The sequence below is a fragment of the Propionivibrio sp. genome, assembly GCF_016790145.1.
Classification (GTDB): domain Bacteria; phylum Pseudomonadota; class Gammaproteobacteria; order Burkholderiales; family Rhodocyclaceae; genus Propionivibrio.
In genome coordinates this window covers 1-26,556 of sequence record NZ_JAEUOI010000065.1, presented here as the reverse complement: position 1 = coordinate 26,556, position 26,556 = coordinate 1, and the positions used below count along the sequence as shown (strand labels likewise).

23 protein-coding genes and 1 other RNA gene are annotated in these 26,556 nt (G+C 58.6%); 16 read left to right on the top strand and 8 right to left on the bottom strand.

Annotated elements, in window-relative coordinates; genetic code table 11:
- The first annotated feature begins 260 nt into the window (after positions 1–260).
- From pyrC to rnpB, 3 genes are all read left to right on the top strand, one after another.
- Complete coding sequence (pyrC, locus tag JNM42_RS06055; protein ID WP_366504410.1) at positions 261–1,298, top strand: dihydroorotase; 1,038 nt, start codon at positions 261–263, stop codon at positions 1,296–1,298.
- Between the two features lie 33 nt (positions 1,299–1,331).
- The gene (locus tag JNM42_RS06050; protein ID WP_294267683.1) at positions 1,332–1,787 is read left to right on the top strand and encodes a hypothetical protein; all 456 of its coding nucleotides are present in this window, start codon (positions 1,332–1,334) and stop codon (positions 1,785–1,787) included.
- A 33-nt stretch (positions 1,788–1,820) separates the two neighbouring features.
- An RNA gene (gene rnpB / locus JNM42_RS06045) (RNase P RNA component class A) lies at positions 1,821–2,224 on the top strand.
- Positions 2,225–2,321: 97 nt separating this feature from the next.
- Here the strand turns inward: rnpB and fbaA are convergent.
- Positions 2,322–3,395, bottom strand: coding sequence for a class II fructose-bisphosphate aldolase (gene fbaA / locus JNM42_RS06040; RefSeq protein WP_294267681.1), 1,074 nt, complete (start codon positions 3,393–3,395; stop codon positions 2,322–2,324).
- A gap of 186 nt (positions 3,396–3,581) precedes the next feature.
- Between fbaA and JNM42_RS06035 the strand changes: the two genes are divergently transcribed.
- Positions 3,582–4,481, top strand: coding sequence for a FecR domain-containing protein (locus JNM42_RS06035; RefSeq protein WP_294267679.1), 900 nt, complete (start codon positions 3,582–3,584; stop codon positions 4,479–4,481).
- Between the two features lie 57 nt (positions 4,482–4,538).
- On the opposite strand, the gene JNM42_RS06030 is transcribed toward JNM42_RS06035, so the two are convergent.
- Entirely contained in the window at positions 4,539–4,895 is a 357-nt protein-coding gene (locus JNM42_RS06030; protein ID WP_294267677.1) for a hypothetical protein, read from the bottom strand.
- A gap of 241 nt (positions 4,896–5,136) precedes the next feature.
- Between JNM42_RS06030 and JNM42_RS06025 the strand changes: the two genes are divergently transcribed.
- The 7 genes from JNM42_RS06025 (at position 5,137) to JNM42_RS05995 (ending at position 15,576) form a co-directional block, all read left to right on the top strand.
- Complete coding sequence (locus tag JNM42_RS06025) at positions 5,137–7,320, top strand: UvrD-helicase domain-containing protein (RefSeq protein WP_294267675.1); 2,184 nt, start codon at positions 5,137–5,139, stop codon at positions 7,318–7,320.
- Positions 7,321–7,808: 488 nt separating this feature from the next.
- Positions 7,809–8,783, top strand: a complete 975-nt coding sequence (locus tag JNM42_RS06020) for a quinone oxidoreductase (protein WP_294267674.1) — start codon at positions 7,809–7,811, stop codon at positions 8,781–8,783.
- Entirely contained in the window at positions 8,783–10,126 is a 1,344-nt protein-coding gene (locus tag JNM42_RS06015) for a TAXI family TRAP transporter solute-binding subunit (protein WP_294267672.1), read from the top strand. The genes JNM42_RS06020 and JNM42_RS06015 overlap by 1 nt, the downstream gene beginning before the upstream one ends.
- Positions 10,123–10,746, top strand: coding sequence for a ParA family protein (locus JNM42_RS06010; protein ID WP_294267671.1), 624 nt, complete (start codon positions 10,123–10,125; stop codon positions 10,744–10,746). Before JNM42_RS06015 ends, JNM42_RS06010 begins: the two co-directional genes overlap by 4 nt.
- Positions 10,747–10,932: 186 nt before the next feature.
- Positions 10,933–11,628, top strand: a complete 696-nt coding sequence (locus JNM42_RS06005) for a pirin family protein (RefSeq protein WP_294267669.1) — start codon at positions 10,933–10,935, stop codon at positions 11,626–11,628.
- A gap of 159 nt (positions 11,629–11,787) precedes the next feature.
- Positions 11,788–15,276, top strand: coding sequence for a DNA polymerase III subunit alpha (dnaE, locus tag JNM42_RS06000; RefSeq protein ID WP_294267667.1), 3,489 nt, complete (start codon positions 11,788–11,790; stop codon positions 15,274–15,276).
- A 30-nt stretch (positions 15,277–15,306) separates the two neighbouring features.
- On the top strand, positions 15,307–15,576 hold the full coding sequence (locus JNM42_RS05995; RefSeq protein ID WP_294267665.1) for a hypothetical protein: 270 nt from the start codon (positions 15,307–15,309) through the stop codon (positions 15,574–15,576).
- A 113-nt stretch (positions 15,577–15,689) separates the two neighbouring features.
- Here JNM42_RS05995 and ycaO read toward each other — a convergent pair whose 3' ends face one another.
- From ycaO to JNM42_RS05970, 5 genes are all read right to left on the bottom strand, one after another.
- Positions 15,690–17,429, bottom strand: a complete 1,740-nt coding sequence (ycaO, locus tag JNM42_RS05990) for a 30S ribosomal protein S12 methylthiotransferase accessory factor YcaO (protein ID WP_294267663.1) — start codon at positions 17,427–17,429, stop codon at positions 15,690–15,692.
- Between the two features lie 177 nt (positions 17,430–17,606).
- A complete protein-coding gene (yqhD, locus tag JNM42_RS05985; protein ID WP_294267661.1) occupies positions 17,607–18,761 on the bottom strand; it encodes an alcohol dehydrogenase in 1,155 nt (384 codons plus the stop codon).
- Between the two features lie 3 nt (positions 18,762–18,764).
- Positions 18,765–19,655: a DMT family transporter gene (locus JNM42_RS05980; protein ID WP_294267659.1), complete on the bottom strand. Its 891-nt coding sequence runs from the start codon at positions 19,653–19,655 to the stop codon at positions 18,765–18,767.
- Between the two features lie 34 nt (positions 19,656–19,689).
- Positions 19,690–20,550, bottom strand: a complete 861-nt coding sequence (locus tag JNM42_RS05975; protein WP_294267658.1) for an SPFH domain-containing protein — start codon at positions 20,548–20,550, stop codon at positions 19,690–19,692.
- Positions 20,547–20,987, bottom strand: a complete 441-nt coding sequence (locus JNM42_RS05970; RefSeq protein WP_294267656.1) for an NfeD family protein — start codon at positions 20,985–20,987, stop codon at positions 20,547–20,549. Before JNM42_RS05970 ends, JNM42_RS05975 begins: the two co-directional genes overlap by 4 nt.
- A 102-nt stretch (positions 20,988–21,089) precedes the next feature.
- Here JNM42_RS05970 and clpX point away from each other — a divergent pair, with 102 nt between their 5' ends.
- The 3 genes from clpX (at position 21,090) to JNM42_RS05955 (ending at position 24,023) form a co-directional block, all read left to right on the top strand.
- Positions 21,090–22,133: an ATP-dependent Clp protease ATP-binding subunit ClpX gene (gene clpX / locus JNM42_RS05965; RefSeq protein WP_294267654.1), complete on the top strand. Its 1,044-nt coding sequence runs from the start codon at positions 21,090–21,092 to the stop codon at positions 22,131–22,133.
- Between the two features lie 165 nt (positions 22,134–22,298).
- Positions 22,299–23,501 (top strand): MFS transporter, encoded by a 1,203-nt coding sequence (locus JNM42_RS05960; protein WP_294267653.1) that lies wholly within the window; start codon positions 22,299–22,301, stop codon positions 23,499–23,501.
- Between the two features lie 183 nt (positions 23,502–23,684).
- The gene (locus JNM42_RS05955) at positions 23,685–24,023 is read left to right on the top strand and encodes a hypothetical protein (RefSeq protein WP_294267651.1); all 339 of its coding nucleotides are present in this window, start codon (positions 23,685–23,687) and stop codon (positions 24,021–24,023) included.
- 74 nt (positions 24,024–24,097) lie between these two features.
- Here JNM42_RS05955 and JNM42_RS05950 read toward each other — a convergent pair whose 3' ends face one another.
- On the bottom strand, positions 24,098–24,274 hold the full coding sequence (locus JNM42_RS05950) for a hypothetical protein (protein WP_294267648.1): 177 nt from the start codon (positions 24,272–24,274) through the stop codon (positions 24,098–24,100).
- Between the two features lie 152 nt (positions 24,275–24,426).
- Between JNM42_RS05950 and JNM42_RS05945 the strand changes: the two genes are divergently transcribed.
- Entirely contained in the window at positions 24,427–25,395 is a 969-nt protein-coding gene (locus JNM42_RS05945; protein WP_294267646.1) for an acetyl-CoA carboxylase carboxyltransferase subunit alpha, read from the top strand.
- A 112-nt stretch (positions 25,396–25,507) separates the two neighbouring features.
- Positions 25,508–26,556: tRNA lysidine(34) synthetase TilS (tilS, locus tag JNM42_RS05940; RefSeq protein WP_294267644.1), on the top strand; the 1,049-nt coding region annotated here is incomplete at its 3' end.

Genomic DNA, 26,556 nt, shown 5'->3' with positions numbered 1-26,556 from the left:
TTTGTGGACAATTCGCCTACGGCGAACCGGGACGCTTGCCGTGGAAAACGCTGCGCGTTTCCCACCGCGCGCCCCTTTGCCCACAAGCTCCACAGACCGCAATCTGTTTTTATATATATTCAAAATCAGAACATACAAGGATTTGCTTTGCAGCCTAACTCGACGTGAAAACATAAGCTCCGCTTTTCTCGCATCAGCCTGCACCGAAACCGCATTCAAGGGTTTTCCTCTACAATCCGGCTATTCAATCTTTAAGCCTCATTATGCAAATCACCATCACCCGTCCCGACGACTGGCACCTGCATCTGCGTGACGGCGAAGCACTTGCCGCCATTCTTCCGCATAGTGCGCGCCAGTTTGCGCGCGCCATTGTCATGCCCAATCTGCGTCCGCCGGTGACCACCGTCGCTGCGGCCGCAGCGTATCGCCAGCGCATTCTCGCTGCCTTGCCTGAGGGCATGAATTTTGTGCCACTGATGACGCTTTACCTCACCGACAACACGCCGGGCGAGGAGATCCGGCAGGCGGCCGATAGCGGCTTTGTCCATGCGGTCAAGCTTTATCCGGCGGGTGCGACGACCAACTCGGATGCCGGTGTGACCGACCTCGCCCAATGCGACGCCGCGCTGGCCGAGATGGAGAAGCTCGGTCTGCCCTTGCTCGTGCATGGCGAGGTGACGGATCCGGCGATCGACGTTTTCGACCGCGAGAATGTCTTCATCGATACCGTGCTGCAACCCTTGCTGGCTCGCCGACCGGGCTTGCGTGTGGTATTCGAGCACATTACGACCAAAGATGCGGCGGCGTTTGTTGCCGCAGCCGGAGCGAATGTGGCCGCGACGATCACCGCGCATCACCTTCTTTATAACCGCAACGCCATTTTTGCCGGCGGCCTGCGCCCGCACTACTACTGCCTGCCGGTGTTGAAGCGTGAGACTCATCGTCTGGCGCTGCTTGGTGCGGCGACTTCCGGCAGCAACAAATTTTTTCTCGGTACCGATTCGGCGCCGCATGCGCGCGGCACCAAGGAGACGGCTTGCGGCTGCGCCGGTTGCTATACGGCTCCTGCCGCACTGGAACTCTATGTCGAGGCCTTCGCTGCGGCAGGTGCGCTCGACAAGCTGGAAGCCTTTGCCAGTTTCAATGGCCCGGATTTCTATCGTCTGCCACGCAATAGCGGAACAGTGACTCTGGAAAAAAAGGCGTGGGTCATGCCGAAAGAATTTGACTATGCCGGTGGTGACACGCTGGTGCCGCTGCTCGCCGGCGAAACGCTACACTGGAAATTCGTTGCATGACGATCGTAATCTGATTGCTTTGGGAGATTTGCCGTGTCTCTGAACCGATTGCTCGCTCTGCTTCTGTTGCCTTTCCTGGTGGCCTGCTCCGACCAGCGTGCTGCGTTCGAAATCAACGGTAGTGCCAATGCGCTGACCCTAATCCGGGTGACCGGCTTTCCGTGGGAGAAAACGGCGAAGTATTCAATCGTTGCCGCACGTATGCCCGACTGCATGCGGCGCCACCCGATGTCAACGGCGGGACTGGATGCCAGGGTGGACGTGTTCTCGCCAGGCAACGAAGCCTGGATTCTCAAGCAGGACGGGCGCATGTTCGTTGTTGAAACCCGTACGTGCGAAGGCTTTGCCAGTCTCGACCAGGTTCCGGAAGGCGGCATGGGTCCGCTGATGGGCACCTTCGAGATGCGCAATGACACCCTGGTGTTCGTTGCCGCGCCCAAAGTCGAGCCATCGCCGACCCCCGCTGCGCCCGCACCCGCAGCAAACTGATTCATGCCGCGTGACAGCGTATAATCAGGGCGGGAAGTCGGTCAGGCAACCGCTGGGCGAAAGGCGCAAGCCTTAACCGAGAGGAAAGTCCGGGCTTCGCAGAGCAAGATGCCGGCTAACGGCCGGGCACCGTGAGGTGACGGAAAGTGCAACAGAGAATAGACCGCCTAAGCACGGGGAAACCCGGGCCGGCAAGGGTGAAACGGCGCCCCGGCGCAAGCCGGGGCGGTCAGGCGAAAGCCCGGCCGAGGTAAGAGCTCACCGCGGACGTGGTAACACGGACGGCACGGCAAACCCCATCTGAAGCAAGGCCAAATAGGGAAGCGTACGGCGTGGCTCGCGCCGCTTCCGGGTAGGCTGCTTGAGCGTACTGGCAACAGTACGCCTAGAGGAATGGTTGTCCACGACAGAACCCGGCTTAACGACCGGCTTCCCCCCTTTTCGATCTGCTGCCGGTAAAGAATCAGTCAGGTATAAGGATAAAAAAAGCCGGCTCAATGCTGAGCCGGCTTCTTTATTGAAACAGACCGCTGATCAGGCCAGGGTGCCAACGTTGTTGAGGTCGGCGAAGGCTTGTCTCAGACGTGCCTTGAATTGTTCTTCGCCGGCACGCAGGAAAACGCGCGGGTCGTAGTACTTCTTGTTCGGCTTGTCTTCGCCATCCGGGTTGCCAATCTGGCCCTGCAGGTAGCCTTCGTTCTTCTTGTAGTAGTTCTTGATGCCTTCCCAGAAGGCCCATTGCGTATCGGTATCGATGTTCATCTTGATGACGCCGTAGGAGATGGCTTCGCGGATTTCCTCGAGCGACGAGCCCGAACCGCCGTGGAACACGAAGTCGATCGGTTGCGCCTGGGTACCGTACTTCTTCTGGATGTAGGCCTGCGAGTTCTTCAGGATGACCGGCTGCAGCTTGACGTTGCCCGGCTTGTAGACGCCGTGCACATTGCCGAAAGACGCGGCGATGGTGAAGCGATTGCTGATCTTGGACAGTTGCTCGTAGGCGTAGGCTACGTCTTCGGGCTGGGTGTAGAGCTTGGAGCTGTCGACGTCACTGTTGTCGACGCCGTCTTCTTCACCGCCGGTGACGCCGAGTTCAATCTCCAGCGTCATGCCGAGCTTGCTCATGCGCGTGAGGTAGCGCGAACAGATTTCAATGTTTTCTTCCAGCGGTTCTTCCGACAGATCGAGCATGTGCGAACTGAACAGTGGCTTGCCGTGGGTCTTGAAATAGGCTTCGCCGGCGTCGAGCAGGCCGTCAATCCAGGGCAGCAGTTTCTTGGCCGCGTGGTCGGTATGCAGAACGATCGTGGCGCCATACAGCCCGGCCAGAGCGTGAACGTGGTGTGCAGCGGAAACGGCACCAGCGATGCAGGCACGTTGCGCTTCGTTTTTCAGAGCCTTGCCGGCGTAGAACTGGGCGCCACCATTGGAGAGTTGGATAATGGCCGGCGACTTGACTTCGGCGGCGGTTTCCATGACGGCGTTCACCGTACTCGTGTTGATGGCGTTGACGGCCGGCATGGCGAAACTTTTTTGTTTTGCCAGTGCAAAGAGGGCTTGCAAATCATCGCCAGTGGCAACTCCCGATTTTACCTGCGGTGCATTCATGATGAGATATCCAAAAAACGGTTGGTCGAAGGGAAAAAAACTTTACTACGTATTTGTACTTCAGGTCAATGTTTCTCTCCGACGGCTAGAGAAAGAATCGCTTTACGTACACAGGTTTTGGCCAAATACCCGCAAATCCGGCAGCCTGTTAGAATCGCTCTCGTTCCTATTGCGAAAGATTGTTCCATGAAAAATCACTCCCGGAGTTTTCTGCTCGCTGCCTGTTTGCTGCTTTGCGGCACCCTGGCGCAAGCTGTTCCACCGGCTGATCGTGCCTTTGCCGTCGTTGATAGCGTGCAGATGCCTGCCTGGGTCGAGCATAACGGGGTCCGGCAGCCGCTTGAGCCGGGGAAGGCACTGCAAAACCGTGATCGTGTGCTGACCGGTGCCGACGCACGCGTGCTCATCCAGTTGGCCGAGGGGAGTGCGGTCAAGCTTGGCGAGAATGCCCAACTCGATCTCAATGCGCTCGGCTGGCGCGAGAACCGGGTGTTCACTGCGGCGCTCGATGTGGCGCGTGGCGCCTTTCGTTTCACTACCGACGTATTCGCGAAACTACAGCAGAAGCGTGCCGTGAACGTACGCATTGCGACGATCACTGCCGGCATTCGCGGTACTGACCTGTGGGGCAGTTCGGATGCCGAACGCGATCTCGTCTGCCTGCTCGAAGGGCGGATTACCGTATGGCATCCGCAGGATGAAGTGCGCGAAATGAGCGAAGCGCTGAGTTTCTATGTGGTCCCCAAAGGGGCGGCGCCCGAACCGGTGGGCAGCGTCGATCCTGAACAGGTCCGCAAATGGTCGGCGCAGACCGAAGTGCAAGCGGGTAGCGGCTATGTCCAGCGTGGTGGACAGTGGAAGCTTGAGCTGGCCGTTGTGGAGGCAAAAACCGATGCCCTGGCCTTGTACGACCGCGCCCGGGCTGCCGGCTACGCGGTGGGTATCAAGCCGCAGAGGGCGGAAGGAGGCGGCTATCGTTACTCGCTGCGAGTCACCCAGTTGGCGTCACAAGCGGAGGCCGTTGTGTTGGCGGAAAAACTCAAACTGACGCTTGGTTTGACGGCTCCCCTCGTTACCAGGCAGTGATCAGTATCATTTACTGGCGACTGCCGACGCCATCATGGTCTCTGGATGACCGGGTGTTCAGACGACCAGTTTCTGGCCAGAGACAAGGTATTTCAGGTTGGACAGCCAGAAACGGCAGGCCTTTTGTGTCGCGAGCAGATTCACCTGCCAAAAGCGGTTTTGCTCGCGCAACATCCAGCCAATGCTTGGAATGATTGCTATACGGGCAAGCGGGTCGCGTTTTGCGCACTTCTCGCCCTCTTCGTCCGCCAGTTCAATGAATCGACTTACGGCCAGGCGATAATAGTCCGAACTGTTGCAGCAACCGCTCATCTCCTCGGCTTCTCCGGCGGCACGGCGCCAAAGATTGAGCGCAAGCTGGTCGGTGATGCCGTCTTTACGGGCGATCCACGGTAATATTTTCGGTGCTTTCATTGTGCTACTCCTTGTGTTCTGGCGGTAACCAGGCACTGGGAATTATTAACTTTTTGAGTCTTGAATTGTTGCAGTGCACAAGCATTATAATCGATTCAGAAAAAAATACTGTGCACTAATACCTACTTTTGAAGCTTATTAGTTTTTTCTTTGCAAAAGAACTACTTTCCATCTTGTCCTTGCTTGTCGTCGCGCTGCTTGAGGCCATTATAATCCGACCTGCTTCATTGAAACTCAGTTCATGTCCGATCTGCTTGCCCATCTCAATCCGCCACAACTCGCTGCCGTTACCTTGCCGGCGCAGCATTCGCTGATTCTTGCCGGAGCGGGGAGCGGCAAGACGCGAGTGCTCACTACACGTATCGCCTGGCTGATTTCGACCGGTCAGGTCGGGCCGCAGGGCATTCTCGCGGTGACCTTCACCAACAAGGCGGCGAAGGAAATGCTGGCGCGCCTTTCCGCGCTGCTGCCGATCAATACGCGGGGGATGTGGATCGGCACTTTCCACGGGCTGTGCAACCGGCTGCTACGCGCACATCACCGCGATGCCGGCTTGCCGGCGCAGTTCCAGATCCTCGATTCGGCCGATCAACTGTCGGCTATCAAACGTTTGCTGAAGAACCTCAACGTCGACGACGAGAAGTTTCCGCCGCGCGAACTCGCCGGCTTCATCAACGCGCACAAGGAGCAGGGGTTACGGGCGGCGCAGGCCGAGGCTTACGACGACTATACCCGGCGCCGCGTCGAGCTTTACGCGGAATACGACGCGCAGTGCCAGCGCGAAGGTGTTGTCGACTTTGCTGAACTGCTGCTGCGCACCTACGAACTGCTGAAGCGTAACGAACCGCTGCGCCGCCACTATCAGGAGCGCTTCCGGCATATCCTGGTCGACGAGTTTCAGGATACCAACCGCCTGCAGTACGCCTGGCTGAAGCTGCTGGCCGGGCGTGACGGGCAGACATCGCAGGCGAATGGCGCCTGCCTGTTCGCGGTCGGCGACGACGACCAGTCGATTTACGCCTTTCGTGGTGCCGAGGTCGGCAACATGCGCGACCTGGAGCGCGAGTTTGCGGTCGCCAACGTGATCCGCCTCGAACAGAACTACCGCTCGCACGGCAACATCCTCGACGCCGCCAATGCGCTGATCAAGAACAATCGCGGCCGTCTCGGCAAGTCGCTATGGACCGACGCCGGAGCCGGCGAGGCGATCCGCGTGTTCGATGCCTTTTCGGACATCGACGAAGCGCGATTTGTCGTCGATGAAACGCGCGAACTGGTGCGCGACGGGTTCACGCGCAACCAGATCGCCGTGCTTTACCGCTCCAACGCCCAGTCGCGCGTCCTTGAACACCAGTTGTTCACCGCCGCTGTCCCCTATCGCGTCTATGGCGGGCTGCGTTTCTTCGATCGCCAGGAAATCAAGCATGCGCTGGCCTATCTGCGCCTGATCGGCAATCCGGACGACGACACGGCCTTTGCCCGCGTCGTCAATTTCCCGACGCGCGGCATCGGTAGCCGTAGCGTCGACGCCTTGCAGGAGGCGGCGCAGCGCGCCAACTCCAGCCTCTACAACGCCGCCGCCGGCCTCGGCGGCAAGGCTGGAACTTCGGTCGGCGCCTTCATCCGCCTGGTTGAAGCGCTGCGCAGTGATACGCAAAACCTGCCGCTGCCCGAAATCATCGATCACATCATCGAGAGAAGCGGCTTGCGCCAGCACTACCTTGGCGAGAAGGAAGGTCAGGAGCGGCTGGAGAACCTCGACGAGCTGATCAATGCGGCGACCAACTTCCTGCAGGAAGAATCCGATACCAACGCCAACCAGGACGACGTGCTTGATGGCGGTCCGCTCGCCTCCTTCCTGGCGCATGCCTCGCTCGAAGCCGGCGAGCATCAGGCCGGCGAGGGGCAGGAAGCGGTGCAGTTGATGACCGTGCACGCCGCCAAGGGGCTTGAATTCGACGTGGTGTTCATCACCGGGCTGGAGCAGGGGCTGTTCCCGCACGACAACGCCGCGCAGGAACGCGACGGCCTGGAGGAAGAGCGGCGGCTGATGTATGTGGCGGTGACCCGAGCCCGCAAGCGCCTCTACCTGTCGCACGCGCAGACGCGCATGCTGCACGGCCAGACGCGCTTTTGCCTGCCCTCGCTCTTTCTTGAAGAACTGCCCGAAGAATTGCTACGCAGGATCGGTCATGTGCCGGCCTTTTCGGTCAAGGAGCCGCCTTACAGTTCGGCAACGTATAGCGAACCGGCGTCATCGGCCGGCGGCTGGCGCATCGGGCAGAACGTCCGGCACGCCAGGTTTGGTCCGGGGGTGATCGTATCGGCCGAAGGGCGCGGGCCGGATGCGCGCGTGCAGGTCAATTTCGGCGCCCAGGGAATGAAATGGCTGGCGCTGGAGTACGCGAAGCTGACGCCGGTGTAATGGGCTGGGTGAAAGTGTCAAGCTCATGGCATGGCTGACCGGCTAGTCGATTGCTGTGCGTCGGCCCTGGATTGAAGAAGGCACCGGGCTTGAACCCTGATACGGAAGCCTTGAGCTAAAGTTGGTGGCTGCAGGTAATGGGCCGCTCTTTGCGAGCCTGTAGAATTTTATCCACAGCCTGCTCACAGGGGGTGTGGGCAAGTCTGTGGATAGGCGCTGATCGCGGCGGCTTGACTTGCCCGAACAGCGAACAGCAGCTAGGCTATTGGCTTGCCATCTTGAAACGGACGCCATTCTGTGGGGCGCAGCGGTTTTTCCAGGCCCTGGCTCTCACCATACTGGTGAGCATCCATTCCCGCAGGAGCGGGCAACGCCTTACTCACGTTCCTGCGCGCGAGGGTCGGGGTGAGGGCTAAAGCGTGCAGGATTAACGTTTCGCCTTGTTCATTTTTTTACGGACATTGCCAACCTTTACCCAGGAGAAAATCATGCCTTTTGCCATTCGAATTCATCAGACCGGCGGCCCCGAAGTCATGCGCTGGGAGGATATTGCCGTCGGCGACCCGGCGCCCGGTGAGGCGCGTATCCGCCATGAAGCGGTGGGTCTCAACTACATCGACACCTATCATCGCAGCGGCCTCTATCCGCTGCCCTTGCCTGCCGGTCTGGGCATGGAAGGGGCCGGCGTCGTCGAGGCGCTCGGCACCGGCGTCGCCGACCTCAAACCCGGTGATCGCGTGGCCTATGCCGGCGGCCCGGTGGGCGCCTATAGTCAGGTACGCTGCCTGCCGGCGGATCGCTTGCTGAAGCTGCCGGAGGGGATTGATTTTCGTAGCGGCGCCGCGATGATGCTGCAGGGGCTGACCAGCGCCTATCTGCTGCGCCGTACCTATCGGGTGCAGCCGGGCGACGCGGTGCTGATCCATGCCGCTGCCGGCGGCGTTGGCCTGATCGCCTGCCAGTGGGCCAGGGCGCTAGGCGCGACGGTGATCGGCACCGTTTCGAATGAGGCCAAGGCGGCGCTGGCCACCGCGCACGGCTGCCAGCACATCATCTACTACACGCGCGAAGACGTGGCCAAACGGGTGCGCGAGATCACCGCTGGCGAAGGCGTGGCCGTGGTCTACGACGGGGTCGGCAAGGATACCTTCATGGGTTCGCTCGACAGCCTGCGCGTGCGTGGCATGATGGTCAGTTTTGGCAACGCCTCCGGCCCGGTTTCGTCATTCGATCCGTTGCTGCTGTCGCAAAAGGGTTCGCTGTTCATTACCCGACCGACCTTGATGCACTACATCGCCAAGCGCGATGAACTGCTTGACCTGGGTGCCGAGCTGTTTGCTGTCGTCGGCTCGGGCAAAGTAAAAATCGAGGTCAATCAGACCTACGCGCTGGCCGATGCCGCCAACGCGCATCGCGATCTTGAGGCGCGCAAGACAACGGGTTCGACGATTCTGCTACCTTGATGATGAAGAAGCTTCGCGCCAAGTTTGTTTCAATTCGCGACCTGCTGGCGACGGCCTGGCCGATTGTCCTCATTACGGCGGTCGGTTTTGTCGTTGCCTATCAGTTTGTCGAACCGGCGCCGCCGCGTCACATGACGATAACCACGGGCAGTGAGTCGGGCGCCTACTATGCTTATGCCAGACGTTACGCCGAGTTGCTCGCGGCCAACGGCATCAAGCTGGAGGTCAAGACTTCGGCTGGCTCGCTGCAGAATCTGGAGCGGCTTAACAAGGGCGAAGCCGAAATTGCTTTTGTTCAAGGCGGGATAAAGGAGGTTGTCAATGACGAAAACGGCCGCGGCAGCGATCTGCGCTCGCTGGGCAGTGTTGCCTTTGAACCGGTGTGGGTTTTCTATCGTAGCGACATCCGGATTGACAAGCTGTTTCAGCTTGATGGCCAGCGTATCGCGGTCGGTGAAGAGGGGAGCGGTATCCGCGGGCTGGCACTGCAATTGCTGGAAGCCAACGAGATTAAGGCAAACAGCAAGAGTCTCCTGCCGGTTGCCGGACTCAATGCGGCCGAAGCGCTGCAGCGCGGGGAAATTGATGCCGCCTTCATTGTCGCCGCTCCGGAGGCGCCGGTCGTGCAGGTCTTGCTGCGTTCGCCCGGAGTGCGGGTAATGAGCTTCAGTCAGGCGGATGCCTATTTACGGCGTTTCCCCTTTCTCTCAAAAATCGTCCTGCCGCGCGGCGTGGTCGATCTGGTGCGCGATACGCCCCCGAGAGATACCGTTTTGCTGGCAACCACCGCCAACGTGATTGTGCGGGACAATTTGCATCCGGCACTGGTCAGCCTCATGCTGCAAGCCATGACCGAGGTGCACGGCAAGAGCGGGTTTTTCCAGCGTGCCGGTGAGTTTCCCGCCTACAAGGATCGCAGCTTTGCTCTCTCGGACCAGGCTCAGCGTTTCTACAATTCCGGGCCGCCTTTCCTGCAGCGCTATCTTCCCTTCTGGATTGCGGTGCTGGTTGAACGGCTGTTCGTGCTGATCCTGCCGATCATCATTCTGCTGTTTCCCCTGCTCAAGGTCGCTCCTTCAATTTATAACTGGCGCGTGCGTTCGAAGATTTTTCGCTGTTATGGCGACCTGAAGTTTCTTGAAAACGAGGTGCGCAACAGCTACGATTCGTCGCGTCATGCGGAGTATCTGGCGCGTCTCGACGGCATTGAGGAAGACGCCTATTCACGCAACATTCCGCTCGCCTTCAGCGATCTTTTCTACACGCTGCGCGAACACATCAACCTCGTCCGCGCAGAGCTTTTCCAGATCGAATCCAGGGCCGTGCCCGGTAAAGCGAGATGAAATCCTTTCTCATCGCCAACCCCAAGGGCGGTTCGGGGAAATCGACACTGGCCACCAATCTGGCTGGCTATTTAGCCCGTTGTGGCCATCAGGTCATGCTCGGGGATACCGACCGCCAGCAATCGGCAAGGGAATGGCTTCATTTGCGAGCGGGCACCCTGCCACCGATCCGGAGCTGGGATATCGATAAGGAATCGCCGGCGCGCCCGCCAAAGGGCACGACCCATGTTGTCCTCGATAGCGCGGCGGGGCTGCACGGCAAGGCGCTCGAACGAATGCTCAAGCAGGTCAGCCGGGTTATCGTACCGGTGCTGCCTTCGCTGTTCGACATCCTGGCGACACGCCATTTCCTTGAAACCCTGCTCGCAGAAAAAGCCGTGCGCAAGGCACACACCTTTGTCGCCGTAGTCGGCATGCGCGTCGATGCGCGCACGCGAGCTGCGGGCGAACTGGAGCGCTTCCTGGCCTCCTACGAGCTGCCCGTCCTGACCTGCCTGCGGGATACGCAACTCTATGTACAACTGGTAGCCAATGGCATGACGCTTTTCGATCTCTCGCCGGCGCGTGCCGAGAAGGACATCGAACAGTGGCAGCCGATCCTCGACTGGGTTAACGAATAGCGACACTGTGATTTCGGTGCGGACCTGGCGGTGTCTGCTGCGCTTATCACACAGGGAATCATCAGGTCGATGGAAACCAGGTTAACCCGCTTGAAACGGCGTACTATTCTAAGGCAAAATTTTTCTCCGCAAAGTAACTCAAAATCCTGAAGCAAAAGCTTCGGCATACTTCGCAAGGAGTCGATCATGATCAAACTTCGCCCGAGTGCTTCACGTGGCTTTGCCGACCATGGCTGGCTGGTGGCGCGCCACAGTTTTTCCTTTGCCGACTACTTCGATCCGGCTGAGAAGGGTTGGGGCGTTCTGCGTGTGATCAATGAGGATCGTGTGGCACCCGGCAGGGGGTTCGGTAAGCACGGTCATAGTGACATGGAGATCGTGACCTATGTCATCGAAGGCGTGCTCGAACATCGCGACAGCCTGGGCAATGGCAAGCTGATCCGGCCGGGTGAGGTGCAACGCATGAGTGCGGGAAGCGGAATCCGCCACAGTGAATTCAACCCGTCACTGAACGAGACAACACACCTGCTGCAGATCTGGATCGAACCGAGTGAACTAGGTATTGCCCCTGGTTATGAGCAACAGCCGCTGGCCCCGGCGCGCAATGCCTGGCGCTTGATCGCTTCACCCGATGCGGCACAGGGCAGTACGCTGATTCATCAGGATGCCAGAATTTACGCCACGCAACTCGATCCAGGCGCAGATCTGGAATTCCAGCTTGATCCGCTGCGACTGGCCTACGTGCAACTGGTTCGCGGCCGTCTGACATTGAACGACGTCGAGATGAGTTCCGGTGACGGCGCCAAGATCGCCGCCGAATCCTTGCTCCGCTTTATTGCCGCAGAGGACAGCGAAGCCCTGCTGTTCGATTTGCCGGGGTGATGATTGCCGGCAGATCGGCAAGCTCACCTTCGCTATCATTTTCTGACGCATGCCGTGCCGGAATTGGCGCCCCCTGCGTTGCAGGCCTTGACCCGCTTGTACCCGAACCGGCGAGCTATTTAGAGTCCATACGCAGCGGCGCCGGAGTAAAATGCCGGGATGCCCGAGCAATGCGTTTCGCCCCCCTTCGTCCACCTACGTCTGCACAGCGAATACTCTGTCACCGATGGCATTGTTCGACTTGACGATGCCGTTGCGCGAGCCGTCTCTTGCGGCATGCCGGCGCTGGCACTAACCGATCTGGCCAACTTCTTCGGGCTGGTCAAGTTCTATACCTCAGCGCGCAGCAAGGGCGTCAAGCCCGTGCTTGGCAGCGATATTTTTCTGGCCAACGAAGCGGATCCCGAGCGCCCGTATCGACTGCTTCTGCTGTGCCGCTCGCGCCAGGGCTACCGCCAGCTTTGCGAGCTGTTGTCGCGTGCCTACCTGGCTCCGCGACTGCGCGGACGCGCCGAAATCTCACGCCAGATGCTGTACGATGTCGGCGTCGATGGACTGATCGCTCTCTCCGGCGCGGCTGGTGGCGATGTCGGCGATTCCCTGCTGCAGGGCAACAGGGAGCAGGCGGCCAGCCGTGCCCGCTACTGGGCCAGCCTGTTCCCCGGCGCCTTCTATCTCGAAGTGCAGCGTGTGCACCCGCCCGGGCAGATGCAGCAGGAGTCCTTGTTGGCGGCAACCGCCAGTCTGGCGGCCGATCTGGGGCTGCCGCTGGTGGCCACGCATCCGATCCAGTTTCTTGAGCGCGACGACTTCAAGGCACACGAAGCCCGCGTCTGCATTGCCGAGGGCTATATGCTGGCCGACCGGCGACGTCCGAAGCTGTACACCGAAGAGCAATACTTCAAGTCAGCGGAAGAGATGGCGGAACTGTTTTCGGATCTGCCGGAAGCGCTGGCAAACTCGGTCGAGATTGCCAAACGCTGCAATCTGCAAATCACCCTCGGCAAAAACTACCTGCCCGATTTCCCGACGCCGGAGGGTGTGACACTCGACGACTACCTGTGTCAGGAAGCCGCGCGCGGCCTTGAAAAACGCTTGCAGCACCTGTTTCCCGACCCCGCCGAACGCGAGCGACAGCGAGCGACCTACGAGACACGGCTGAAGATCGAGACGAAAACCATCGTGCAGATGGGCTTTCCCGGCTACTTCCTGATCGTTGCCGACTTCATCAACTGGGCAAAGAACAACGGCGTCCCGGTCGGCCCTGGGCGCGGGTCGGGCGCCGGTTCGCTGGTCGCTTACTCACTGGGCATTACCGATCTCGATCCGCTGCGTTACGCGCTGCTCTTCGAGCGCTTTCTGAATCCGGAACGCGTGTCGATGCCCGACTTCGATATCGACTTCTGCCAGGACAAGCGCTGGCGCGTCATCGAATACGTGCGCGAAAAATACGGCGCAGCGGCGGTGTCGCAGATTGCCACCTTCGGCACCCTGTCGTCGAAGGCGGTGATTCGCGACGTCGGGCGCGTGCTCGATCTGCCGTACAACTTCTGCGATCAACTTTCGAAACTGATCCCGCTGGAAACCAACAAGCCGCTCTCGCTGGCCAGGGCCATCGAGGCCGAACCGCAGCTCAAAGCACGGATCGAAGAAGGCGAGGACGTTCGTGACCTGTTCGATCTGGCCAGTCGCCTCGAAGACCTGGTGCGCAACGTTGGCATGCATGCCGGCGGCGTGCTCATAGCACCGGGCAAACTCACCGACTTCTGCCCGCTATATTCGGCCGACGGCGGCGGCTCGGTCATTTCGCAGTTCGACAAGGATGACGTCGAGAAAGTCGGCCTGGTCAAGTTCGACTTCCTCGGATTGCGCAATCTGACCATCATCAAGCTCGCCGTCGATTACGTCGAGCTACTCACCGGGCAGCGCCCCGATCTGGACGCGCTGACCTTTGACGATCCGCGTGCCTACCAGATTCTCAAGGAGGCCAATACCACTGCGATCTTCCAGGTCGAGTCCGAAGGCATGAAGAAGCTGCTCAAGAAGCTGGCGCCCGACCGCTTCGAGGACATCATCGCCGTGCTCGCGCTCTATCGTCCAGGCCCGCTGGGTTCGGGAATGGTCGATGACTTCATCCTGCGCAAGAAAGGCCAGCAGAAGATCGACTATTTCATCGACGATCTGAAGGGCTGTCTGGAACCGACCTACGGCGTCATCGTTTACCAGGAACAGGTGATGCAGATCGCCCAGATCATCGGCGGTTACTCGCTCGGTGGCGCCGACCTGCTACGCCGCGCAATGGGCAAGAAGAAGGCCGAGGACATGGCCCTGCACCGCGACCTGATGCGCGAGGGGGCAAAGAAAAAAGGTTATGACGAAAAGCTGGTGATGCAGCTATTCGACCTGATGGAAAAGTTTGCCGAGTACGGCTTCAACAAGTCGCACACCGCCGCCTATGCGGTGGTCACCTATCATACCGCCTGGCTCAAGGCGCACCACTGTTCGGCGTTCATCGCGGCGACGCTGTCTTCGGACATGGACAACACCGATTCGGTGAAGATCTTCTACGACGATGCCATTGCCAACAATCTGGCCGTGCTGGGGCCGGATGTGAACGCCTCGGAATACCGCTTCACGCCGGTCGATCGCAGCACCGTTCGCTATGGTCTGGGCGCCGTCAAGGGCACCGGCGAGCAGGCGGTGAGTTCGATTCTGAAGGCGCGCCAGCGCGATGGACCCTTCAAGGATTTGTTTGACTTCTGTCAGCGCGTTGACAAGCGCATGGTCAACCGGCGCACCGTTGAAGCACTGGTTCGTGCCGGAGCATTCGATTCGCTTGACGATCACCGGGCGCGCCTGATGGCTTCCGTTGGCATCGCCATGGAAGCGGCCGAACAGGCGGATCGCAATTCAATGCAGGTCAGCCTGTTCGATGTGTTTGACAGTGACACCAGTGCGCAACACGCAGCGCAATACCGTGAAGCGCCGCGCTGGAAGGAAAGGCAAAAGCTGACCGAGGAAAAGCTGGCACTTGGCTTCTTCTTTTCGGGACACCCCTTCCATGGTTTCAAGGCCGAGGTTTCGCGCTTCGCACGCAAACCCCTGGCAGCGCTAGAAGCCAGGAAAGAGCCGCAACTGCTGGCCGGCCTCGTGGTCGGTGTGCGTACCAAGTTTACTTCGCGCGGCAAAATGGCTTTTGTGCAGATCGACGACGGCACCAGTTCGCTTGAAGTCTCGGTCTTCAACGAAATTTTTGAAGCCGAACGCGCCAAGATCAAAGATGACGAAGTGCTGATCGTCGAGGGCAAGGTGCAGCGCGATGACTTTGCCGGCGAAGGCAAGGTGCGCGTCATTGCCGAGCGACTGCTGACGCTTGCCGAGGCGCGCGGCCGCTTTGCAAAGTATCTGAGACTATCGCTCAACGGTCAGGCCAGCGGGCCGAATGCACAGGCCGCCGTGCACCGTCTGCGCGCACTGCTGGCGCCCTACACCCCAGGAAATTGCCCGGTTCGTCTGGCCTACCGTAACGCCGACGCGATCTGCGAACTGGCACTCGGAGACACTAGCCGGGTGCGCCTCGAAGACGACTTGCTGGCGGCGTTGGGCGACTGGCTGAACAGCGAAAATGTCAGCATCGATTACAGCTAGAAATTTCAAACCTGAACGAAGGAAACACCGATGAGACTGATTCCCCTGCGCCGGATCCCCGGCCTCTTTCTGTCCAGCCTGTTGCTGGCCGCCTGTGGCAGTCAACTCAGCCTGGAGAATTACAACAAGCTTAAAGTCGGCCAGTCTTACGAGGATGTCAGGAAAATCATCGGCGAGCCAGCGCGTTGTGATGAAATGCTGGGTATCCGTACCTGTATCTGGGGTGAGGAGAAACAGGGCATCACGATCAATTTTGTTGCCGGTCAGGTGATGTTGCTTTCGGCCACGAATATCAAGTAAGTGTATGGGCGGCCGGATTCTGGCGCTATGATCCCTGCCGCCTGGTCGCCGGACTGTTGCGCCTTCTCCAGTTTTTTTCCGGCTTCTTCCATGCGTTTGCTCCATTCTTCCAATTAGACTGCTTTCGCGTTTTGGCGGTGCACCTTGCCGTAAGCCTCAAGCAGTCGATGGTGCATCTCGAATCCCTTCAGCCCCGGGCCCGGTGCAGGTATCCCGAAGAAACGTTTTTTGCGGGCCAACAGTGCTTCGGCCATGCCCAAAGCACTTGTGCCGTAAAGGTTTTCCAGTGCATTGCGATATGCTTCATGATCACCCGTCTCACCGAGCTTGAGCAGGCTTTCAATGCAGCGGTAGATGCATCGGCGCTCGGGGTTGATCTGCGCAAAGTGGTGTATCCAGTCGCAGCCTTCACGTATACCTTCATCATTACCGATGGCCAGTGCGAGCAGGGTTTTCAGTTCGCCGACGCGCAGGTCTTCCCAGAATGATCCGGCATCAGGAGCCAGACCGATCAGGGCAGTGACCGGACGCTGGTCGGCCAGGCCGGATTCATTGAGCGTATCGAGCAGGTCCGCGCATTCATCATCGTCGAGTTCCGGCAGGTAAAGGATGGCATCGCGAATCTCATTGCCGAGACTGTTGTTTTCGAACTCCAGATCGTCGACCGGATAGATTTCGGACATTCCCGGAATAATGATCCGGCAAGCATAAACGCCCAGATGGGTGTAATCGGCGATGTAAATATCGTGCTCTTCGGCATGAATCATGTCTACCAGCCAATCGTAATCTTCAGCCGTCGACGTGCTGAAATTCCAGTCGCAGAAGTCAAAATCCGGCGAGTCACCGAGGAAATTCCAACTGATGATTCCGCTCGAATCAACGAAGTGGATTTCGATGTTTGGTGAACTGGCAATTTCGTCAAGATCAAAACCCGGCTCGGGGAAACCGCCCAGCGCATCGAGAGCACGGCCTTGCAAGAGCTCGGTGAGCGCGCGCTCAAGTGCAATCTCAAAGCGCGGATGGGCGCCAAAACTGGAGAAGCAACCCTGGTCTTCGGGATTGAGCAAGGTGACATTCATGACCGGATACTGCCCGCCGAGTGAGGCGTCCTTGACCAGGATGCCGAAGCCGGCAGCGCGCAGTGCGCGGATTCCGGCTTCGATGCGTGGGTAGCGGGCGATGACTTCATCCGGAACTTCCGGCAGACAAAGCCCCTCGCTGATGATGCGGAACTTGATGTGGCGTTCGACGATTTCAGAGAGTGCCTGGGTACGGGCCTCGGCCTGGGTGTTGCCCGCCGACATGCCGTTACTGACATACAGGTTGCCGATGATATTGATCGGAAACCAGATGCGCATGCCGTCGTTCTGGCGGAAGAAGGGCAGGGCACAGATCCCGCGTTCGACATTGCCGGAGTTGTGTTCGACCAGTATGTGGGCAGGAATGCTGTTTTCGGGGTTGTAGAATTCCTGCAACTCAAGCGTCAGCAATTCTCGCGGCCATACACTGTCATCTCCCGGTTTGAACCAGTGTTCCTGTGGATAGTGGGTAAAGCGGTGCGTGGCAAAATTCTCGCCCAGGTAATAGTGTGTCCAGAAGTAGTTGCAGGAAAGTCGCTCGAAAAACTCACCGAGCGCACTGGCCAGCGCGGCTAGTTTCGATGCACCCTTGCCGTTGGTAAACAGCAGCGGGCAGTCACGCTCACTGACATGCACGGACCAGATGCCATCCACCGGATTGAGCCAGGAGCGCTCCTCGACGTGAAAACCGATCAGGGTCAGTTTCTCCTGCATGCGGCTGATCGATGATTCGAGTGATGCGTCTTTGCCTGCTATGAAATGTTCGTTTGGCACGGCTGAGTCCTGCAAGATGCTGCTGATTGGGCTTGCTAAAGCGGATAACGTATCGACCATATCAACATGACAATAGCGTTAATGACGGTAAGTTTTACAGTGACTGGTTTATCGAGCCAAGTAATTTTTGTGTTGACCAGGCGAAGCTGAGCGCCCGACCGATTCGCTACGCTGGCATCAGGCGGCCAGTTCATATACCCGGCGCGAACCATCAAGCGAGAAATTGTTATGCTCGCCCAGTGCGACCATACCGTGCCTTTTCAGTTGGGCGACCAGTGCCGGAATGGCGTCCTTTTTGATGCCGTAGTCTGACAGGCGTGTCGGAACGTGCAGCGATTCAAAGAACTGCCGGGTGCATGCAATGGCTTGATCGATACGTTCTTCCTCGTCACCTTCGCGCAATTCCCAGACACGTTCGGCGTACTGCAACAGCTTGTCGCGTTTCTCGGAACGCCGTTCATGCAGCATGGCCGGGAGGACGACGGCCAGCGTCTGCGCGTGGTCGAGTCCGTGCAATACAGTAAGTTCGTGGCCGAGCATGTGGGTGGCCCAGTCATTGGGTACCCCGGCACCGATCAAGCCGTTCAGCGCCAGCGTCGCCGTCCACATCAGGGTGCCTCGAACGGCATAGTTTTCCGGCTCCTGCAACGCTTTGGGGCCATCCTCGATCAGTGTCAGCAGCAAGCCCTCGGCAAAGCGATCCTGCACCTTGGCGTCGGCGGGATAAGTGAGATATTGCTCGATGACATGTACAAAGGCGTCGACGACCCCGTTGGCGACCTGGCGCGGCGGCAGGGTATAAGTCTTGGTCGGGTCAAGTACCGAAAAGCGAGGGAAGAGCAGATCATGCATGAACGCCAGCTTGTCGTTGCTGGCGCGCCTGGTGATTACTGCACCATTGTTCATTTCCGAACCGGTGGCAGGGAGGGTAAGCACACTGCCAAAAGGAACGGCACTGACGATCCTTGCACGTTTGGCGAGGATATTCCACGGATCGCCAGTAAAGGGAATGGCTGCAGCGATGAACTTGGTGCCGTCAATCACCGAACCGCCGCCAACGGCAAGAAGGAAATCGATTCGCTCGCGGCGCGCGAGTTCTACGGCCTGCATCAAGGTTTCATAGCTCGGATTGGGCTCGATACCGGCGAATTCGAAAAGCGTGAAGTCTTTCAACGCGTTCCTGACTTCGGCCAATGTACCGGCCCTGACGATACTGCCGCCGCCATAGGTGATCAGCACCCGTGCCCCGGACGGAACCTCACGTGCCAGGTTGGCGATACGGCCGGCACCAAAAAGGATGCGTGTCGGATTGTAAAAAGTGAAATTTTGCATGGATCAATTCCTTAGGGAAGTAGTGCCGTACCGCGAAGAGATATAGGACCCCAGCGATACAAAAACCAGGCCGCTCAATAGCCAGGCGGTGAGCGCTTCATCAAGCAATGGTATGGCAAGCAGACCGGTCACGATGGGTACCAGCGCCAGAAAGGCGGCAGCTCGCTCCGTGCCAAGGATAGAAACGGCCTTCAGGTAAGCCAGCATGGCCAAAATTGAAGCAACGATGCCTTGAAACAGGCTCTGAATGACAATCATCGAGAGTGGTGCAGCCTCCAGTTGCTTGGGTAGCCAGAGCAGGTAAACCGGCAGGTAAAGAACGGCCGAGCCGAGCACTACGGCACGGGTCAGCGTCCATGCAGAATATCCCCAGCGCGCAGCAAGAACGCTGTAGAACGCCCAGGAGATTGATGAAAGCAGGATCAGCACGTCGCCATAAAAGGAATCGGCAGACCACTCGGTGAAGTAAGGCATGGCAGCACAAACGATGCCGATGGCAATCAAAAGGAGCCCGGCGTTGCGCATTCGGTTCGGGCGGGTGCCTGCAATCAGCCAGACGAGCGCGCTGATCAGGAAAGGCTGCAAGCCGGCGAGCAGGATGCCACCGTGTGCGGCGGGGGCGTATCTGAAACCCTGATAGACCAGCAGGCAGTAGAGCAGGTTTCCCAGTATGGCCAGTATCCACAGCCGACCATCGCGCCAGGCGCCGGGCGGCATGCCACTGGCAAAGGGTAGAAGGATAAGTGAGGCGGTAATCAGGCGTAGTGCGAAGATGTCGTAAGGCGTCAGAACGCTTTTACCGCCCAGGCGCGAAACGAGGTTGAACCCGGTCCACATGAGCAGGGTGGCCGCTGCGGCGAGATATCCTGGAAACAGTCGATGAGTTGCAGGCAAGCGTTTATCCGTAGCGGGTGGTGTGGATGATGTCTCAGGGTTTCGGCAACTTTTGGAACAGTCCGCGCAGCGTGCTCTGCAGATCGGCCGGCAGCAGAATCATTTTGGCGTTTTGCGACTCGGCCATCCTGGTCATGCTGTTGATGTATTTCTCGCCCAGCAGATAGAGCATCGGCAGTTCGTTTTCACCGAAGGCGCCAGTCACTTTGCTGATCGCCTGCGAGGACGCATCGGCCAGCATGATCTGCGCTTCGGCGTCACGCCTGGCCGATTCCAGACGGGCTTCGGCACTCAGGATCATCGACTGTTTTTCACCCTCGGCACGCGTCACCATGGCCTTGCGTTCGCGTTCGGCCGCAGCCTGCAGTTCCATCGCGCGTTGCATCGATTGCGAGGGCTTGATGTCCTGAATTTCAACCGATTTTACGGTGAGCCCCCAGTCCATCGCTTCGTCGGCGACGCCCGCTTTCAGGCGCGCCTTGATCATGTCGCGTTGCGAGAGGGCATGGTCAAGCTCCATTTCGCCGACAATCGAGCGCAGGGTGGTCATGATCATGTTACGAATGGCTTCCGAGTAGTTCCCCACGCCATACACCGCTTTCACCGGGTCGGTGATCTTGATGAAGGCGATGGCATTGACCACGATCACGGCGTTGTCACGGGTAATGACCTCCTGCTCCTGCACATCGAGGATAATGTCCTTGGTCGTGAGCTTGTAGGCAATGGTATCGATATAAGGGATGATGAAGCGTAGCCCCGGAATCAGTGTCTCGCGGTATTTGCCCAGTCGCTGCACGATCCATTCTTCACCTTGGGGAATAATGCGCACACCTTTGGCAATAGTAACAACGACAAAAGCCAGGAAGACGACTGAGGTGATGGTCATCTCGATCATTTTGCTGCCTCCACTTTGATGAAACTACCTTCGACGACGAGAACGCGAACGCGCTCGCCCGCCTTGATGTTGGCGTCGGCGTAACACTCCCAGACATCGGAGCCCAGCACCGGCTTCTGAAAGCGAACCTGGCCGCGTATTTCAGGGTTGATGTCGGTAACCAGAACGCCGACTTCGCCGGCCACCGATGCGGCTGAAGTGCCGACTGTAGTTACTGTGCGTGGCCGCAGATGGCGGAACCAGATGACCACAAGTACGGTGGACAGCCCTGCCCAAAGCAGCATTTGCGTTGCCACAGCAAGGTCGGGCGCCAGCAGCAGGACGATAGCGACGCCGACTGCACCGATTCCGAACCAGACGATGAAAAATGCAGGAACAGCCAGTTCGGCCATCGCCAGACAGAGTCCGAGAATCATCCAGTGCCACCATTCAAGCATAATTAAGTCCTCCGTGCCCTTGCCTGATTTCAGTCAAAGGCAACAAGCATAGCGCATCGTCAGACAAGGCGCTTGCGCCATGACGTGCCGATTCGGAATAACATGGCACTTGCGTTGGAATTCATGTCGAAGGAGGAGAAGACCTTGCTAGCCAAAGAAACCACACCCAGCTCGATCGTCAGGTATCTCGACCAGTATGTGATCGGTCAGGAAGAGGCAAAGAAGGTCTTGGCGGTTGCCGTCTATTCGCACTACAGGAAAATATCCACTTCTCAGCAAAGCAACGGAGCCATTGCCAAGAGCAATGTCTTGATGATCGGTTCGTCCGGAACCGGGAAAACCCTGGTCTGTGACACCCTCTCAAGGATGCTCGGGGTTCCCTTCGTTACTGCGGATGCCACCTCGCTGGCCCAGACCAAGTATGTCAATGAGGAGATCGAAGCGGTTTTGCAACGCCTGGTCGACAAGGCGGACGGGGAGGTCGAAAAGGCTCAGCTCGGCATCGTGTTCATCGACGAGATCGACAAGCTGAAGGCAACAAAAGCCGAGGTGCGGGTGATTTCCGGCGAGAGCGTGCAACACGCCTTGTTGAAGATCATGGAAGGCGCGCCGGTCAAGCTTAAGAGCAATCAGTACATTGACACCAGCAACATCCTGTTCATTTGCGGCGGTGCCTTTGTCGGACTGGAGAACATCATGTCCAAGACGCACGGCTTCGGGTTTATCTCGACGTCGGGGGACGACAACCAGAACATTCTTGACCGGCTCAACAAGCGTGTGAAGCCGACCGATCTTTTCGAGTTCGGTCTGATCCCGGAATTTACCGGTCGCCTGCCGATCATCGCCAATTTTCAGAATCTGAACAAGGAAATGCTGGTCAGAATCATGAGTGTGCCGAAGAACTCGATCTACCGGCAGTACATCGAGATATTCAGGGCCGAAGGCGTTGAATTGAGCATCAGCCCGAGAGTATTCGAGCAGATTTCAGAAATCGCCATCGAATACAAAACCGGCGCCCGCAGCCTGCGCGGAATATTCGAGGAACTGATGACGCCGGTCCTCTACGTGGTGCCGGACAACCCGGATATCCACCGCGTCGAAATCATCTCGCTGTTTGAGGAACCCCGTCTGCTCAGGCAAAGCTAGGCGCGGCTTCCAGCATCATTGGCTTGCCTGGTGAATCTTGGGTTTAAGTTGCGGCAAGGGGTCAGTTCTGGCTAGGTCGCTCGCCTTTCCTGCTGCGGCGAACGATTAGCGGAGCTGGAGGCTGGATTATGATATGCCCGGAATTTCACAAAAATGAGGGTCGCCATGGTTGATGCAGCAAACGAGCCAGAATCCGCCGCTGGGCTGGCGCTGGGCAGCGTGCAGTTCTTCTTTACGCTGGGCTGGACGGTGTATGTGATTTATCTGCCGGAGTTGCTTAAGTCGGCTGATCTTGCGGCGACCTGGATACCCGTCCTGCTGATGGCCGACCAACTGGTTTTTGCCGTGATGGATATTGGCTTCGGCATGGTTGCGGACCGGATGGCCGAGGGCTATCGCAAGCTGGCGCGACTGCTCCTGTTGCTGACCACGGTTTCCGCTATAGCCTTTCTGTTGCTGCCGATGCTGCCCAGGGTCTCGCCAACCCTGCTCATTGTCGTTCTGGCCATCTGGGTGTTCAGTGCTTCGGTGGTACGGGTGCCGACGCTGGTGCTGCTCACCAAGCGCGCCAGGGCGGCACAACAGGGACGTCTGGTGATCTGGTATGCGGCCGGGATGGCGCTGGCCTCGGTGCTGTCGCCTTATCTCGGCATGATCCTGAAAGGCACCGACCCGCGTCTGCCGTTCGTGATTTCGGCGTTGACCTTGCTGGTCGCGGTCGTCGTTCTGCAGCGTGTTACGGGCACTCAAGCCCCGGAGCCAAGGGCGGATGAACCGCAACCCATCGCTTTCCCGGCGTATTTACCCCTGCTGCTTGTTCTGGCGCTGGCTTCGGGCGGCTTTCAGTTGCATGCATTCGTCAATTCAGCAGCGCAGTATCTGGCCCATGCACCGAAGGAAAATCTACCCTGGCTGATGCCATTGCTGTGGCTTGGATTTTTTGTTGCGCTGGTCGGTATTGCGGCGCCCATCAAGCGTTTTGGCGCGCTGTCCGTCGCGGCAGGCGGCATTTTGCTGATGGCGTTCAGCAGTTATGCGGCAGCGGCTGTCAGTAACCTGGAAATGCTCATTTTGACGCAAGTGCTGGTCGGGGTCGGTTGGGCAGCCGCTTTTGCGGGGTTGATGGAACAGGCTTCAATGTTTGGTACACGCGGAGCTGAAGGCCTGTTCATGGGCAGTTTTTTCTCGCTGCTGGCGGTGACCAGTTTTGCCCGCATCGGTTTTGTCAGCCAGTTATTACCGTATAATCCGGTCTTGCAGGACGTGCAGTTCACCTTGCCGGCGGCCCTGCTATTGAGCGCCGGACTGATCGCAGTCGCTTATGCCCTGAAAAGGCAGCAAGCACGCTCTGCGAACGCGCGCAAATGATCGTGTTGGTTTTTCCGGCAATGAATAGAAGACACTGATGGCCGACCCATTCGTGTTACCGATCATTCTTTATGTTGAATCAGTTGTGCGCTTGAACGAATTACGACTCTTGCTGCCAAAGAAGGTGTAACCTTTCATCAGCCAGTGATGGTCGGCAACTTGCTCTACAGAAGGAGAATGATCATGGCAACTGATCAAAATGCGGTACTGGTCTTGCTCGAAAAGCGGCAATTGTTTCCCCATCTTTTGTCGCAGAAGTATCCACATGTTCTCTCCAAAATACTTGAAGCATGGGAATCGCCCGAGGCCATTGACGCCTGCTTTCAGGGTCTGATGTTTGCCGAACCCAGGCGCAAGCAAGGCTTCCCCGAAAACGTGATGACTGAAATCTTTGCACTCGCCAAGTTTCACGACAGCCTCTACCCGAGAGTAGCAAGTTCTCCATTAGACATCTGGAGCCATTCACTGGATATCTCGAACTCCAAATCTGTCCTTACGGACGACGTTGCACTCAAGGGATAATCTGAGCAGGCCTGACGCTCACGGGGCGCATCAGCTTCTGCATCGGATCGCGGTGCTGGGCGCAGGTTCACCGATCAAGCACCGATAGATGTCGCCAATTGAATCCCCTCTTCCTGGTACGGCATGGCGGAAAGTTTGAAACACATCAACGTATGCTGAGCCAAATGCTTGTCGCCCAGCAGGATCAATCGTTGCCGTGCTCCATCTGCCTTGCGCTGCATTCCTTTCAACCAGCTTCGCTCGCAGTACATTGGAATGTCCTGTTGAGCCGAGATTTTGCACGGCATTTTCAGCGAGGTGAATGCGGCTGGTTTTCCTGGGCTTCGCTGACTTCGCTGCCGAACAAGCCGATACCCCGGCTTTGGGTTAAAATGGGCGCCGTTTCAGAACCGGCTTGAGCTTGATGAAAATCAGTTTCCTCGACTTTGAACAGCAGATTGCTGACCTTGATGGCAAGATCGAAAACTTGCGCTTCGCCCAGGATGATTCGGCTGTCGATATCTCGGAAGAGATTGCCCGGCTTGAGAAGAAGAGCCAGACGCTGACCAAGGAGATCTACGCCAAGCTTACGCCCTGGCAAATCTCGCAGGTTGCACGTCATCCTCAGCGTCCCTTTACACTCGATTATCTCAATCTCATTTTTTCCGATTTTGAAGAACTGCACGGCGATCGCGCCTTTGCTGACGATCATGCCATTGTCGGTGGTCTGGCACGTTTCAACGGCCAGTCGGTGATGGTCATTGGCCACCAGAAGGGGATCGGCACCAAGGAAAAGGTTTACCGCAACTTCGGCATGCCGCGCCCGGAGGGTTATCGCAAAGCCCTGCGCCTGATGCGACTGGCCGAGAAGTTCGGCATTCCGGTGCTGACCTTCATCGACACGCCGGGCGCCTACCCCGGCATCGACGCCGAAGAGCGTGGTCAGTCCGAGGCTATCGGGCGCAATCTCTATGTCATGGCCGAACTGCGGGTGCCGATCATTGTCACCGTCATCGGAGAGGGCGGCTCGGGCGGTGCTCTGGCTATTGGTGTCGGTGATGTGGTGCAGATGCTGCAATACTCGACCTATTCCGTCATTTCGCCGGAAGGCTGCGCGTCGATTCTCTGGAAGAGCGCCGAGAAAGCCAGCGAAGCGGCCGAGATCATGGGGATCACGGCCTCCCGCCTGAAAACACTCGGCCTGATCGACAAGGTCGTCCATGAACCGCTCGGCGGCGCGCATCGCGATCCCGTGGCGATGGGGCTGAACCTGAAGAAAGCGCTGCTTGACGCCTTGAAGCAGGTCAGTGCGCTGTCAACCAGCGAACTGCTCGAAGCCCGCTTTGCACGTTTGATGGCCTATGGCCGCACCAAAGAGCACCCGCTCCACTGAGCGTTCACCGGCAGGCGCGACGAGCCAGCTCGCGACAATCCTCTCAGCATTTCTTGCGGAACGACTGACGCCAACGATGGTGCCTGGACTGGTGCCGGGAATGGTGACGCGAATGTTGCCAAATTCGCGCCTGTGCGTTGCCCTTTCCGGGGGGCGTGACTCGCTCGTTCTGTTGCATGCGGTGAGCGGCCTGATTTCAACCGCCGGCCTTCCCGTCATCCTGTCCGCCGTGCATGTGCACCACGGGATCAGTCCCAATGCCGATGCCTGGGCCGTCTTCTGTGCCGAGTTCTGCCAGCGTTGTGCTGTGCCGCTGGATATTGTCCGCGTTGAGGTGCCGCGCGACAGCGGCGAGGGGCTTGAGGCCGCCGCGCGCCGGATGCGCCATGCCGTGTTTGCCCGATGCGCTGCGGACTGGCTGGCGCTGGCGCATCATCGCGACGACCAGGCGGAAACGGTTCTGCTCAATGTGCTGCGTGGCGCCGGTATGGCCGGGGCAGCGGGCATGCTGGCCGAGCGTCCGCAAGCGCGCGGGCCAGTCCTGGTCAGGCCTTTGCTCAATGTGCCCCGGGCGCTGATCGAGGCCTACGCCGCCGAGCAGGCACTGTGCTGGATCGAAGACGAAAGCAATGACGATGTGCACTACCGCCGCAACTATCTGCGCCGTGAAGTGATGCCGCAACTCGAGGAGAAATTCCCTGGCGCGCACAAAGCACTGGCGCGTGCCGCCAGCCACTTTGCCGAAGGCGCCCTGCTGCTCGACGAGCTGGCGGCGATTGATCGCGCCGCGCTGACCACCGCGGCCGGGCGGATCGGCCTTGTCGGTTTCAACGCACTCTCGCCGCCACGCGCGCGCAACCTGTTGCGCTTTGCCTGGCTCACGGCGGGCTTTCGGGCGCCGGATGCGCGCTGGATCGATGAAGCCTTGCGTCAACTGGCAACGGCCGGGGCGCTTTCGGAGACCTGTCTGGCGACATCCGACGGCGAGTTGCACGTTTATCGCGGCGAACTGCATATCGTTGGACACTATCCTGAGACGCCCATCGAACACAGACTTTGGGCCGGCGAGCTTGAGCTGCCCTGGGCTGGGGGGCGGGTTCTGCTGGTGCCGATGACGGGTTCGGGCATCCGCCGTGACCTGCTCGTTGCGGGAAAAGTTTG

Bases quoted from the DNA above. Each gene is read 5' to 3' on its own strand.
- JNM42_RS05960 (WP_294267653.1), top strand. From the start codon at position 22,299: ATGGTTGATGCAGCAAACGAGCCAGAATCCGCCGCTGGGCTGGCGCTG.
- JNM42_RS05950 (WP_294267648.1), bottom strand. From the start codon at position 24,274: ATGTACTGCGAGCGAAGCTGGTTGAAAGGAATGCAGCGCAAGGCAGAT.
- JNM42_RS06025 (WP_294267675.1), top strand. From the start codon at position 5,137: ATGTCCGATCTGCTTGCCCATCTCAATCCGCCACAACTCGCTGCCGTT.
- JNM42_RS05945 (WP_294267646.1), top strand. From the start codon at position 24,427: ATGAAAATCAGTTTCCTCGACTTTGAACAGCAGATTGCTGACCTTGAT.
- dnaE (WP_294267667.1), top strand. From the start codon at position 11,788: ATGCCCGAGCAATGCGTTTCGCCCCCCTTCGTCCACCTACGTCTGCAC.
- JNM42_RS05975 (WP_294267658.1), bottom strand. From the start codon at position 20,550: ATGATCGAGATGACCATCACCTCAGTCGTCTTCCTGGCTTTTGTCGTT.
- JNM42_RS06010 (WP_294267671.1), top strand. From the start codon at position 10,123: ATGAAATCCTTTCTCATCGCCAACCCCAAGGGCGGTTCGGGGAAATCG.
- yqhD (WP_294267661.1), bottom strand. From the start codon at position 18,761: ATGCAAAATTTCACTTTTTACAATCCGACACGCATCCTTTTTGGTGCC.
- JNM42_RS05995 (WP_294267665.1), top strand. From the start codon at position 15,307: ATGAGACTGATTCCCCTGCGCCGGATCCCCGGCCTCTTTCTGTCCAGC.
- fbaA (WP_294267681.1), bottom strand. From the start codon at position 3,395: ATGAATGCACCGCAGGTAAAATCGGGAGTTGCCACTGGCGATGATTTG.
- JNM42_RS06015 (WP_294267672.1), top strand. From the start codon at position 8,783: ATGATGAAGAAGCTTCGCGCCAAGTTTGTTTCAATTCGCGACCTGCTG.
- JNM42_RS06030 (WP_294267677.1), bottom strand. From the start codon at position 4,895: ATGAAAGCACCGAAAATATTACCGTGGATCGCCCGTAAAGACGGCATC.
- JNM42_RS05970 (WP_294267656.1), bottom strand. From the start codon at position 20,987: ATGCTTGAATGGTGGCACTGGATGATTCTCGGACTCTGTCTGGCGATG.
- JNM42_RS06005 (WP_294267669.1), top strand. From the start codon at position 10,933: ATGATCAAACTTCGCCCGAGTGCTTCACGTGGCTTTGCCGACCATGGC.
- JNM42_RS06020 (WP_294267674.1), top strand. From the start codon at position 7,809: ATGCCTTTTGCCATTCGAATTCATCAGACCGGCGGCCCCGAAGTCATG.
- JNM42_RS05955 (WP_294267651.1), top strand. From the start codon at position 23,685: ATGGCAACTGATCAAAATGCGGTACTGGTCTTGCTCGAAAAGCGGCAA.
- JNM42_RS06035 (WP_294267679.1), top strand. From the start codon at position 3,582: ATGAAAAATCACTCCCGGAGTTTTCTGCTCGCTGCCTGTTTGCTGCTT.
- clpX (WP_294267654.1), top strand. From the start codon at position 21,090: ATGGCACTTGCGTTGGAATTCATGTCGAAGGAGGAGAAGACCTTGCTA.